At 63.8% G+C, this 12,387-nt stretch carries 12 protein-coding genes and 1 tRNA gene; 5 read left to right on the forward strand and 8 right to left on the reverse strand.

The window, feature by feature from the left end:
* Positions 1-18 precede the first annotated feature (18 nt).
* From FXY94_RS10835 to FXY94_RS09585, 8 genes are all read right to left on the reverse strand, one after another.
* Positions 19-183 carry a hypothetical protein gene (locus FXY94_RS10835; RefSeq protein ID WP_016664827.1) on the reverse strand — a complete coding sequence of 55 codons (165 nt, stop codon included), beginning with the start codon at positions 181-183 and terminating at the stop codon, positions 19-21.
* Between the two features lie 75 nt (positions 184-258).
* On the reverse strand, positions 259-429 hold the full coding sequence (locus FXY94_RS11045; protein ID WP_156979628.1) for a hypothetical protein: 171 nt from the start codon (positions 427-429) through the stop codon (positions 259-261).
* A 101-nt stretch (positions 430-530) separates the two neighbouring features.
* The gene (locus FXY94_RS09560; RefSeq protein WP_016664829.1) at positions 531-977 is read right to left on the reverse strand and encodes a hypothetical protein; all 447 of its coding nucleotides are present in this window, start codon (positions 975-977) and stop codon (positions 531-533) included.
* 35 nt (positions 978-1,012) lie between these two features.
* A tRNA-Arg gene (locus FXY94_RS09565) sits at positions 1,013-1,088 on the reverse strand.
* Positions 1,089-1,150: 62 nt separating this feature from the next.
* Positions 1,151-2,203, reverse strand: a complete 1,053-nt coding sequence (gene tsaD, locus FXY94_RS09570; RefSeq protein ID WP_016664830.1) for a tRNA (adenosine(37)-N6)-threonylcarbamoyltransferase complex transferase subunit TsaD — start codon at positions 2,201-2,203, stop codon at positions 1,151-1,153.
* Positions 2,194-2,973 (reverse strand): M23 family metallopeptidase, encoded by a 780-nt coding sequence (locus tag FXY94_RS09575; protein WP_016664831.1) that lies wholly within the window; start codon positions 2,971-2,973, stop codon positions 2,194-2,196. The genes tsaD and FXY94_RS09575 overlap by 10 nt, the downstream gene beginning before the upstream one ends.
* Positions 2,974-3,225: 252 nt before the next feature.
* Positions 3,226-4,320, reverse strand: coding sequence for a hemolysin family protein (locus FXY94_RS09580; RefSeq protein WP_016664832.1), 1,095 nt, complete (start codon positions 4,318-4,320; stop codon positions 3,226-3,228).
* On the reverse strand, positions 4,313-5,656 hold the full coding sequence (locus tag FXY94_RS09585; RefSeq protein WP_016664833.1) for a hemolysin family protein: 1,344 nt from the start codon (positions 5,654-5,656) through the stop codon (positions 4,313-4,315). Before FXY94_RS09585 ends, FXY94_RS09580 begins: the two co-directional genes overlap by 8 nt.
* Positions 5,657-5,825: 169 nt before the next feature.
* On the opposite strand from FXY94_RS09585, the gene FXY94_RS09590 reads away from it, so the two are divergent.
* The 5 genes from FXY94_RS09590 to FXY94_RS11220 all read left to right on the forward strand — a co-directional run bounded on the left by FXY94_RS09590 (position 5,826) and on the right by FXY94_RS11220 (position 12,366).
* The gene (locus FXY94_RS09590; protein WP_016664834.1) at positions 5,826-6,566 is read left to right on the forward strand and encodes a response regulator transcription factor; all 741 of its coding nucleotides are present in this window, start codon (positions 5,826-5,828) and stop codon (positions 6,564-6,566) included.
* Complete coding sequence (locus FXY94_RS09595) at positions 6,563-7,639, forward strand: HAMP domain-containing sensor histidine kinase (RefSeq protein ID WP_016664835.1); 1,077 nt, start codon at positions 6,563-6,565, stop codon at positions 7,637-7,639. Before FXY94_RS09590 ends, FXY94_RS09595 begins: the two co-directional genes overlap by 4 nt.
* Positions 7,640-7,684: 45 nt before the next feature.
* Entirely contained in the window at positions 7,685-11,407 is a 3,723-nt protein-coding gene (locus FXY94_RS09600; protein WP_016664836.1) for a multifunctional oxoglutarate decarboxylase/oxoglutarate dehydrogenase thiamine pyrophosphate-binding subunit/dihydrolipoyllysine-residue succinyltransferase subunit, read from the forward strand.
* Between the two features lie 112 nt (positions 11,408-11,519).
* The gene (locus tag FXY94_RS09605) at positions 11,520-12,152 is read left to right on the forward strand and encodes a GDSL-type esterase/lipase family protein (protein ID WP_016664837.1); all 633 of its coding nucleotides are present in this window, start codon (positions 11,520-11,522) and stop codon (positions 12,150-12,152) included.
* A 139-nt stretch (positions 12,153-12,291) separates the two neighbouring features.
* Positions 12,292-12,366 (forward strand): 50S ribosomal protein bL37, encoded by a 75-nt coding sequence (locus tag FXY94_RS11220; RefSeq protein ID WP_369707162.1) that lies wholly within the window; start codon positions 12,292-12,294, stop codon positions 12,364-12,366.
* The last annotated feature ends 21 nt before the right edge of the window (positions 12,367-12,387 follow it).

Below are 12,387 nucleotides of genomic sequence, written 5' to 3' on the forward strand. Positions count from 1 at the left end.
TCGCGCGGGACCAATCTCCTAGTAGTTCTGCATCGCGTAGGTGGCGACGCGTTCGAAGAGCACCCCATAGACTGGCAGGGCGTTCGCGACGAACTCGGCGCGGAGGACCTCGAACACATTGGTGCTACCGCGCGCTTTGAGTGCTTGATCGAGTTTCATCGCGGGTTTAAGCGACCTACTCACAAGGCCTGCACCTCTTTGCCAGATAGAAATCCAGCCCACTCACAACTACTGCCGTGGCGGGCTGAACTGTTGGCATCATACTAGCAGAGATTCGGCGCCGGCGCCGACGCGAAACTTCTCGGGGTGCTGCGAAGCTGACCCGCGGAAGCTACACCACATGGTGCGCAGATTCGCAACAATGCCCTGCGAATCACCCGCCGTTTCGGCGTTGAAGTCGAAGACCATTGGAACTCTTTGGCAGTCCATGCCGGGATTCGAGCCGACCATCGGTCGCCATCCCCGTTTCTGCCACGACGACACCCTAAGACCGCGTCAAAGAGTCGCTCAGCATGGGAAGCCTTTGAGATTTACACGTCAAGCTCGCGCCCCAGCACCCAATCGGGAATCATCACTTCGCGAGCGTAGTAATCGAAGATGGGGGCGGCTTCTGCTGCGGTCCAGACGTCTTCGGGATAAACCTGGATGCTCGGGTAGCGGGGATGGATCGCCGAGGTTTCATCGCCCTCCGGCTCTTCACGACAAAGAACAAAGTGCACGTAGGTGCCGTCGGACCTGGTGTAACGAAATTCGATCGTGAGGCGCTCGGCAGTGCCCGCGCACTGAAGGTACTGGTCGAGATAGTCGGGGCTGGCAAACTCCTCGTCTGCCGGGTAGTGCCATAGCACGAGCGAGTGGAGGTTCTCCCCGTCCATGCGCTCGATGGTGCGCTCTAAGCCGATTTCGCACTCACGCTTAGCCTCGTACGAGGTTTCACCGTTGATCGTCAGAGCCGGCGCCCACTCGGTATCCGTCATAGGAAAAACCTAGCACGACGAAACAAAGGGGGTGATGGCGCCCGCGACAGGATTCGAACCTACGACCTTCTGCTCCGGAGGCAGACGCTCTATCCACTGAGCTACGCGGGCAACCGTGCCAGTCTAGCAAGATCGGGCACGGGGCGCGCCCTGAGGGCGCGAAACGTGATGCGCTAGGCGGGAACAGGCAGCTGGGCGCCGTGAAGAACCGCCGACGGATCCGCCGCGATACCGAGGCCACTCGGCTCGGCGCCGCTGCGCACAAGAAGATCGCCGACGGCGGCAATCATCGCGCCGTTGTCGGTGCACAGGCTCGGCGGTGGCACACGAAGCTCAATGCCGAGCTTGTCGCACTGCTCCTGCGCCTTCTTGCGAAGATGCCGGTTCGCGGCGACGCCACCAACCATGACGAGGGTGCTCAGCTTCTTCTCCTGGCACGCCTTCACAGCCTTGGTCACGAGCACGTCTACGACCGCCTCCTCGAAGGATGCAGCAATGTCCGCGACGGGAACAGCGGCGCCGGTGCGCTCGATCTGCTCCACGGTCCGGGCCACGGCCGTCTTCACTCCCGAGAACGAGAACGTGTACGGGTGATCACCCGCACGGAGCATCGCGCGCGGGAACCGGAACGCCTCGCGGTCCCCCTCGAGGGCAGCCTTCGAGATTGCGGGACCGCCGGGGTAACCGAGACCGAGCAGGCGGGAAACCTTATCGAAGGCCTCACCCGCGGCGTCATCGAGCGTGTCACCAAGGTGCACGATCGGGTCACGAACGAGGTCGCGAACTTCGAGAATCGACGTGTGACCGCCCGAGACAATCAGGATGATGCTGTGTTCGGGAAGTGGCCCGTGTTCGAGCGTGTCCGCGGCAGCGTGCCCAGCGAGGTGGTGCACGCCGTAGAGCGGAACGTCGAGAGCCCACGCAATCGACTTTGCCGCTGCAAGCCCCACGTGCACAGCCGTAGCGAGGCCGGGGCCGGATGTTGCTGCCACGTGCGTGATGTCTTTCGGTTCAACGCCCGCGTCTTGAAGCGCGATCTGGAGAGTGGGGACAACCGCATCGAGGTGAGCACGTGCCGCGATCTCGGGAACCACTCCCCCAAATTCCGCGTGCTTCGAAGCGGACGAGGCAAGCCCCTGACCTAGAAGCTTTCCCTCACTGACAATGCCGAAGCCGGTCTCATCGCACGAGGACTCGACTCCAAGAACGACCGGGCTCAACGCCACAGCGACATCGGATCGACGTGGCTTTCGCCCTTCTGCAAGCCAAAGTGAAGGTGGCATCCCGTCGACCGGCCGGTGGAGCCTACGGTTCCCACCTGCTGGCCCTTCTCGATCGTGTCACCAGCGCTCACAGATACGGATGAAAGGTGGTAGTACTCGGTTTCCACGCCGTTGCCATGATCAATCACGACGGCATTGCCGCTCGCGGAGCTCTTGTAACCGGCGAGCGAGGCGGTGCCGGACTCAGCGGCGTAGACGGGGGTGCCACAGTTCGCACCGAAGTCAACGCCATCGTGCATCTTGCGGTACCCGAGGGTCGGGTGAATACGGTAGCCAAATGGCGACGTTATAGGCGCGCCGGGAGTGGGCTTTTGCCACTGGCCCTCGCCGGCAACATCGCCAGCATTGAGACCACTTGCGGTGAGAGGCGAATCAGCCTTCACCTCAAGATTCCCCTCGATGGTGGTATCCGCGTAGCTAATCTGGTCAGTCTGGGTGGCCGCGGGGATCGCCGCCTTTGCGGCGGGGGCTGGCGAAGCAACGTCCTGCGCCTTGGAGGCAACGGGCTGCGATGTGGCCTCGACACTCGAGGGAAGGGCCGTGCCCTGATCGGCGGCGGCAGCGGCGAGAGGAACGGCAATTGTCGCCGTGGCGAGGGCGCCCACAACGCCGACCTTCATGGCCGAGCTCGCAGCCTCCGAGTTGCGTCGTGTCCCCTGTGCCGGCTGGAGGGGCCTCATCTGTGCCCTTCCGGCTGCGCGATGCTTCGCCACGTTGAGTGTCCTTCTGCCTTGCCAATGTTCGGTGGTCGCGCGAGCATCTCTCGCGCGAGCTCTTGCGGAGGGGGAAGCTCCGCTTTTCAAGCCACTACTAACGTAGGCCCGCGAAGAGCCCCAACCGTCCCACCTGGCCGAGTGATTGCCGAATTTTTACCGTCGGCGTCTCTCCCATCACGGTTCAGGCGCGCAAAGCCCCTCCACAGCACTTAACTGCCCACAGTCACCCGTGTCGAGCGTCACACGTCTTTACTGTGCGGGTGAGGGGCGCGCGGCCGTCGGTCGCGATCCCCCGAGCCGCTGACGCTGCATGACGTCATTGACTTCGCCCACGAGCTCTTCAAGGACGTCCTCGAGGAATACCGCGCCCACGCTGCGATGGTTCGCGGAGTCGACGCGAGCCATGTGCGCACCGTTGTACTGCATCGCGCGCAACACCTCTTCCACGTCGTCGTCGTCGGCAACCGACACGACCGCGCGCACCTTCCCGGGGCTTACCGGTGTGGTGTAGACGGCCGGGTCCTCGTCATCGAGCACGATCATGTCCTTGAGGTGCAGGTAGCCCACGAGGTCCCCCGCATCGTTCTTCACGCCGAGGCGGCTGAAGCCCGTGCGCGCCACGATCTCCTCGAACTCCTGGGGGGTGATGCCGTAGCCGACGGTCACCACATCATCCATGGGCACCATGACATCACCCGCAACGTGATCGGAGAATTGGATCGCTCCCTTGAGCAGACCCTGTTCATCGTCAAGGAGCCCCTCGCGTTCAGATTCGTCCACGATCGCGGCGATGTCCTCGGCCGTGAACTGTGAGGATACTTCGTTTTGTGGCTCAACTCCGATGAGACGCAGCGAGGCGTTCGCGGTGGCATTGAGAAGCCAAATCACGGGTCGGAGAATCTTGGTAAGCCACACGAGCGGGGGTGCGAGGAGCCGCGCCGAGCCCACCGGAAGCGCGATCGAAAGGTTCTTCGGCACCATTTCGCCGAGCACCACGTGAAGGTAGCTCGCGATCAGAAGCGCAATCGTGAACGAGATCGGGTGCACGAGCGCCTCGGGAACGTTGAAACTCTCGAAGATCGGTTCAATCAAGTGCGCGATCGCGGGTTCTGCAACCGCACCGAGCGTCACGGAGCACACGGTCACGCCGAACTGGGCGGTTGCGAGCATGAGCGAGACATGCTGGATCGCCCACAGCGCCGTCTTCGCGCCGGACTTGCCTTCGGCCGCGAGTGGCTCGAGCTGACTGCGGCGCACACTCATGACGGCAAACTCGGCCCCCACGAAGTAGGCGTTACCAGCGAGCATCGCAAGGCCGATGAGGAGCGCGGAAAGATCACTCATGGTCGTCCCCCTCCTCGTCGTCAACGCGTGCACGCGCTTCGTCCGAGAGCAGTTTCATATCGACCGTGTCCACGCGTCGGCCGTCGAGCGCAGTGACCGCGAATCGTACGCCGGGGACCTCCACGACGTCACCAACCCGCGGGAGTCGCTCGAGACGGTCCATGATGAGCCCGCCGAGCGTCTCGTAGTCGGGCGATTCAGGAATGATCACGCCCATATCGCGGCGAATTTCGTCGGGACGCATAAGGCCCGAGAGGGTCCACTCGTCGATCCCGCCCTGCGCGAAGCGTTCGGGCTCGTCGGTGTCGTGCTCGTCAGATACCTCGCCCACGATCTCTTCGATTACGTCTTCAAGGGTGACGATCCCGGCGGTTCCGCCGTACTCGTCGATCACGACGGCGAGCTGCGCACCCTGGGCGCGGAGGTCCTCGAGCAGAGAATCAAGACCGACGGTTTCAGGAACCCGTACGACCTCGCTCATAATCTCTTTCACGCTCGTGCTCGAGCGTGCGGAGCGAGGAAGCTTGATCGCCTGGCGCGCCTGCACGATACCCACAACGTCATCTTCGCTCTCGTCAGTCACGGGAAAGCGGGACTTGCCGGAGTCAGCGGTGAGGGCGAGCACTTCCGACGCCGGCTCGCTCATATCGATGCTGATCATCGCACCGCGGTGCGTCATCACGTCGGCGGCAGTGCGATCGGCCAGCTGTAGCGTGCGCGAAAGAAGAATCGCCGTGCCCTCATCGAGCGTGCCCGCCTGGGCCGAGTGCCTCACGAGCGAATCGAGCTCGGCGGGTGAGCGCGCAGCCGAGAGCTCCTCTTGCGGCTCGACTCCAAGCAAGCGCAAAAAGAAGTTCGCGGTCGCGTTGAACATCATGATGAGCGGCTTGAGCGCGATCGTGAAGCCGTGCTGAAGGGGCGCCACGATCTTCGCCGTTTCAAAAGGCGCGGCGATCGCAAGGTTCTTGGGGATGAGCTCACCGAACACGACCGAGAAACCGTAGGAGAGCACCATCGCGAGAGTGAGCGCAGTGGTGGCGACAAGTGATGCTTCCATGCCGGTGAAGGCGAGTAGGCTCGAGAGGACTTCGGTCAGCGGGTCTTTAACCGCGAAACCGAAGATCAACGTCGTGATGGTGATACCCACCTGGGCACCCGAAAGGTTCGTGGAAAGGTGCGTGAGAGCGCTCATGACGCCCCTCGCGCCTTTATCACCGCGCGCCACGGCCTTTTCAACCGTGTGCTTATCGAGCGCAACGAGGGAGAACTCAGAGGCCACAAAAATAGCGGTGCCGGCGGTGAGGAGAAGCCCCACGCCGAGGAGGATCCAGGTCATGATGCCCGCTCACCGCTCACGACACACAGGAATGAAGCGCCGCACGAGCGACCTCGGTGAGGGGGCATGCAACTTCGAGGGGGTGAATCGTTCTCGTTCATCGTAGGCGCCACTATAGTGCACGATTCCTTCACAGTGACGGGTCGATTCACACAATAGGCTTGGGAGCATGATGAGGACCTCAATCACCCCCGCGAGCGCCGCGGAGCAACACGCCCGGATCGTCGTTGTCGAGGATGAGCGCACGATCGCGCGCACGATCAGCGACCGCCTGAGCGCCGAAGGGTGGGCAGTCGCAATCGCTCACGATGGCCCCTCGGGCGTCACGGCGATCGAGAACTTCAAGCCCGATGCCGTCGTCCTTGACGTCATGCTCCCAGGCTTCGATGGTCTCGAAGTGTGCAGGCGAGTCCGCGGTCTCGGCGAGTTCGGGGTGCTCATGCTCACGGCCCGCGATGAAGAGGCCGACATGCTCGTGGGGCTCGGTGTGGGCGCCGACGACTACATGACCAAGCCCTTCTCGATGCGCGAACTCGTCGCGCGACTCAAGGCTCTCGTGCGGCGCGTGCGCCGAAGCTCCTCCGCACCCGCAACCGCCAATGCGCCCTCCACGATCGAGCTCGGCGACCTCCACATCGACCGCGATTCGAGGCGAGTCACGCGGGGCGGAACCGAGGCACACCTCACCCCCACCGAATACGACCTCCTCGTGTGCCTCGCTCTCGCCCCCGGCACCGTGCTCACGCGCGAGCAGCTCCTCGAAGACGTGTGGGACTGGGTGGACGCTACGGGCACGCGGACGGTTGATTCCCATGTCAAGGCGCTCCGCCGCAAACTCGGCAGCGATCTTGTGAGGACCGTGCACGGAGTCGGGTACGCGCTCGAAGTTCCGGAGGGCTCGCTCGCGTGAAGGTTCCGACGCAGGCTCTCGACGGATCGCCCCTTCAGCGCTTTGGCGCGTTCAAGGTCAAACTCGGGGTCATCGTTGCCGTCTCCGTGCTCGTTGCTGCCCTCCTCGGTTGGGCCGGATCGGCCGCAGGACTGAGCCCCCTGCTTTTCATTCCCCTCACGGTTTTCGCCGCGCTCCTTGTCACCCAGATCCTCGCGCGTGGCATGACGCGCCCCTTGCGGGAAATGACCGTCGCCGCTAAAGCGATGGCGATGGGTGACTATGGCAGGCGTGTCACGACAAAATCTCGCGACGAGGTGGGCCAGCTAGCGTCGGCCTTCAACTCGATGTCCGCCGAGCTCGCCCGCACGGACGAGCTACGCAGAGACCTCGTCGCCAACGTCTCCCATGAACTGCGCACGCCCGTCGCGGCACTGAGGGGCCAGCTCGAAAATATGGTCGACGGCGTTACCCCCGCCACGACCGAAAGCCTCGCGATCGCGCTCAGCGAGACCGAGCGCCTCACGAGGCTCGTGACCCACCTGCTCGACCTTTCGAGACTCGAGGCGGGAGTCGTGGATATCGAACGCGAGCGGATTGAGCTCACGCCGTTTTTGCATGAGGCTGTCGATACCGCTCAGCTTGCCGCCCGCACCCAAGAGCGCGACGTGCGCTTCGTGATCGACGTGCGGCCGCAAGAGTTGACCGTTGATGCCGATCCCGCACGCATCCAACAGGTCATCGCGAACCTCCTCGACAATGCGTCCCGGCATTCGCCGAGCGGAGGAACGATCTACGTGCGGGCGTGGAGGCTCGAGGACCGCGAGCATGTCGCCATCGAAGTGCGCGATCAGGGCCCCGGAATCGCCGAGGCCGACCGCGAGACCGTGTTCGAAAGGTTCGAGCGCGGGGGAAGCCCCGACCACAGCGGCGGTACGGGTCTCGGCCTCGCTATCGCCCGCTGGGCCGTCGAGCTGCACGGCGGAACGATCGACGTCATCGACCATCCCGGGCGTGGCGCGACGGATCCGAGTTCAACGATTCGGATCGTTCTACCGAACATCCCCTCTGTTGAGGGGCGTACTCTCGGTTAGTGTTGGACGTTAGCAGTTTCCCACATCGAAAGAGGGCGAGGGGTCGTGAGCGACGCTCAGCATGAAGAACCGGAGAACTCCTTCGGGCCTAACCAGTGGCTCGTCGACGAGCTCCGGGCGCAGTTCGAACAGGATCCGCGCAGCGTCGACCCCACATGGGCGGCGTATTTCACGTCTCACCCGCGCACGGGCACCCGTCCCAGCCCCGAGCCCCCCGAAACGGGGCACACCCATGAGCCCGTCGAGGTACTCCCGGCTACAAAGTCCGAACCCGCCGAACGCTGCTCGCGTGAAAAAGAGTCGACGGTGACCCACAGCCACAGCGGCATCTCGTCAGCGTCGGACCGCCCCCGCAACCCGACCACCGAAATCCCCGCCCTCACCGCGTTCGAACCTACCGAACCCGAGCCGAGCCGAATGCGCGGGCCCGCCGCCGCGATCGTCAAGAACATGGACGAGTCGCTCACGATTCCCACGGCAACGAGCGTGCGCGACATTCCCGTCAAGCTCATGTTCGACAACCGCGAGGTCATCAACGGACACCTGCGCCGCATGCGCGATGGCAAAGTGAGCTTCACCCACCTCATCGGCTACGCGATGGTCGAGGCGATCAGCGAAGTCCCCGACATGAACAACGGCTTTGAAATGCGGGACGGCAAGCCCACACTTCTCACGCGCGAAGACATCAACTTCGGCCTCGCGATCGATATTCGCAGGGCCGACGGTCGCCGTGGCCTCGTCGTGCCCAACATTAAAGGCGCCGGCCGCCTCTCGTTCCGGCAGTTCCGCAATGAATACGACAGGATCGTGAAGCGCGCCCGCGCGGGCCAACTGACGATTGCCGACTTCGAGGACACGACGGTCTCGCTCACGAACCCCGGCGGCATCGGCACCGTCCACTCGGTGCCGCGCCTCATGAAGGGCCAGGGCGTGATCGTCGGCGTGGGCGCCATGAACTACCCGGCGGCGTTCCAGGGGGCGAGCCCCGAGACCCTCGCGCAGCTCGCCATCTCAAAGGTCATGACGCTGACCTCGACCTACGACCACCGTGTGATTCAGGGTGCAACCTCCGGCGAGTTCCTCAAGGTCATGGCGACCAAGCTCATGGGCCTCGATGGTTTCTACGAGCGCATCTTCACATCGATGCGCGTGCCGTACGAGCCGATCCAATGGGTTCCCGACAACCCGCTCAAAGATTCCGAGCAGGAAAAGTTCGCGCACGTCATGGATCTCATCCACGCGTACCGTACGCGCGGGCATCTCGTCGCCGACATCGACCCTCTCCAATATCGCCAGCGGAAACACCCCGACCTCGACGTCTCTACCTACGGCCTCACGCTCTGGGACCTCGACCGCACATTCCCCACGCGCGGCTTCGGCGGAACCGACAGGGCAACCCTTCGCGACATCATCGAGAAGCTTCGCGATGCCTACTCGCGCACAACCGGGGTCGAGTACATGCACCTCACCGACCCCGAAGAACGACTCTGGTTCCAGGCGCAAATTGAGTGTCCTCGCGAGCCGTTCACGAAGCAAGAGCTCACGCACATCATGGATCGGCTCAACGCCGCCGAGGCCTTCGAGCAGTTCCTTCAAACGAAGTACGTGGGCCAGCGACGCTTCTCGCTCGAGGGTGGCGAAGCGATGATCCCGCTGCTCGACGCCATCATGTCGGGCGCTGCGCGCGCCGGGATGGACGAAGTGTGCATCGGCATGTCCCACCGCGGGCGTCTCAACGTCCTCGCAAATCTCGCGGGCAAAAGCCACGCGCAGATCTTCCAGGAGTTCGAAGGCACGGAGGATGCCGATGAACTCGGTTCGGGCGACGTCAAATACCACCTCGGCACCGAGGGCTCGTTCACGTCGTGGGACGGCCACAGCACGAAGGTGTACCTCGCCGCTAACCCGAGCCACCTCGAGGCCGTCAACCCCGTTCTCGAAGGGATCGTGCGCGCGAAGCAAGACCGCTCCACGAACCGCACGCTCGACTTCCCCATCCTGCCGATCCTCGTGCACGGCGACGCGGCGTTTGCCGGCCAGGGGGTCGTGACCGAAACGCTCAACCTTTCCGAGCTTCGCGGGTACCGCACGGGCGGCACGATTCACGTGGTGGTCAACAACCAAATCGGATTCACGACATCGCCGGATTCATCGCGCAGCTCGTTCTATTCGACCGATATCGCGAAGGGCACGCAGCTGCCGATTTTCCATGTCAACGGCGACGACCCCGAGGCCGTCGTGCGGGCTGCCGAAATCGCATTCGCGTACCGTCAGCGATTCCACCGCGACATCGTGATCGACATGGTGTGCTACCGCCGCCGCGGTCACAACGAGGGGGACGACCCGTCGATGACCCAGCCGCTCATGTACAAGATCATCGACAACAAGCCGAGCGTACGCAATCTGTTCACGGCAACGCTGCTCGAGAGAGGCGACCTCTCCGACGACGAGCTTCAAGGCGTCGTCGAGAACTTCCACTCTCACCTCGAAAACGCTTTCGCCGGCTCCCGCGCGGGCGCCCGTGTGACGGGGGCGAGCGTTCGCGGGCTCGAGCTGCCCGATTCGCAACAGGCGAGCGAACCAGCGCACGAAGTGCCCGCGTTCGACACGGGCGTGAGTCGAGACATCCTCGAGAAGATCGCCGATGCCCACGCCGCCTACCCCGACGAGTTCACGCCGCACCCCAAGATCGCGCAGCTCGCGACCAGGCGTATCGCGATGAGCCGTCAAGGCGGCATTGATTGGGGCTTCGGAGAGATCCTCGCATTCGGCTCTCTCCTCGTCGAAGGTTGCTCGGTTCGCCTCGCCGGCCAGGATTCACGGCGCGGCACGTTTACCCAGCGCCATGCCGTGTTCATCGACGGTAAAACCCAGGACACGTGGACCCCGCTGCAGCACATCGACCGCCAGCAAGCAACGTTCAGCGTGTTCGATTCCTCGCTGAGCGAGTTCGCGGCCCTCGGATTCGAATACGGCTACTCGGTCGAAGCGCTCGATTCCCTCGTGCTCTGGGAGGCGCAGTTCGGCGACTTTGCGAACGGCGCCCAAACGATCATCGACGAGTTCATCGCAAGCAGCGAGCAAAAATGGGGTCAGCGTTCCGGCGTGACGCTCCTGCTCCCCCACGGGTATGAAGGCCAGGGCCCCGACCACAGCTCCGCGCGCCCCGAACGCCTCCTCCAACTGTGCGCCGAACAGAACATGCGCGTCGTCGCACCCTCAACGCCGGCGAACTACTTCCACTTGCTTCGCCGACAGGCGAAACGCCCCCGAAAGCGCCCCCTCATCGTTCTCACGCCCAAGTCGATGCTGAGGAACAAAGCCGCAGCGAGCAGCGTCGAAGAATTCACCTCCGGAACGTTCATGCCGGTGGTTCCCGACCGAGGCCGCAACGCCGAGAGCGTGACGCGCGTGCTGCTGTGTTCGGGCAAGATTTACTGGGAACTCGACAAGGAGCGAAAGAAGCGCGGCGATGAAACCACGGCAATCGTGCGCCTCGAGCAGCTCGCCCCGCTCCCGAGCGACGCGCTGCGCGACGCCCTCGCCCCATTCGGCGACGTCCCGCTCACGTGGGTCCAGGAGGAGCCACTCAATCAAGGCGCGTGGGGCCACCTCGCGATGAATCTTCCCCGCGACATTTCCGCGCGGCTGCATGTACTCGCACGCCCCGCCTCGGCGAGCCCCGCAGCGGGTACCATGAAGAGGCACCTTGTTGAGCAACGCGAACTTCTCGACCGCGCCTTTTCACAGGACACACTCGAGAGGTAGAGGGAATTCCCACTCGCGTAGGAGCGCCATCGGGTCGTGGGCAAGCGTCGGAACCCCGCCCCAAGGCCTCCACCGCCGCAACCGCCATCGAAGCCAACCGAAGGGACCGCACGTGACTTCTTCCCCCGCCCCAGCACAGCCGCGCGTTCGCGTCATCGCGCTTGGCGATGAAATGCTCGCCGGCGCCGGCGACCAACGCGCGATGGGATGGTTCACGCGCGCCCTCGCCCAGCACAACGGTTCGGGCGATCTCGTGGACTCCTACACCGCCGCGATCCCCGGCGAAACAACCGCGGAACTCGCACGGCGATGGGAAGCCGACGTCACTCGCCTGCTCGACACTCACAACACGGGCGAAAGCGATGACACGCAGCACCGCGTCGTGATCGCTCTCGGCCGCGCCGACCTCGACGCTGGCATTAGCATCGCGCGCTCGCGCCTCAATCTCGCAACGGTCCTCGACGGCCTCGGCCACCTTCGGATTCCCGTCTTCGTCGTAGGCCCTGCCCCCTCGAAGGACCGTGAACGCACCGACGCGATCCTGGAGCTTTCGCACGCTTTCCACGACGTGTGCGCACGCCGCCGCATCCCCTACGTGGACCCAGCGGCCGCGCTTGCCAACCACGATCAATTCCTCGCCGATGTCGCGCGCTCGCCGCGCGATTTGCCGTCGCAAACCGGATACGGGCTCATTACGTGGCTCGTGCTTCACGGCGAATTCTCGGAATTTCTCGCGGCGCAGTAGGCATCAACCCCGCGTGATGTTGATCCCCTCGCGGCATGACCCCCGCGGTCACGCGCGTGAAGTGTGAGACAATACCGGGGTTGCCTTCGCACCTGATGTGCGGGCAGTGACTCACGAATCGAACGAGAAGGAGAGTGCCATGAGCAAGCGCGGACGCAAGCGCAAGTCGCGTAGGAAGAACAACGCGAACCACGGTAAGCGCCCCGGCGCCTGAGCAACGCGCTCGGCACGCGAA

Source organism: Dermabacter jinjuensis, from assembly GCF_902381725.1.
Classification (GTDB): Bacteria; Actinomycetota; Actinomycetes; order Actinomycetales; family Dermabacteraceae; genus Dermabacter; species Dermabacter hominis.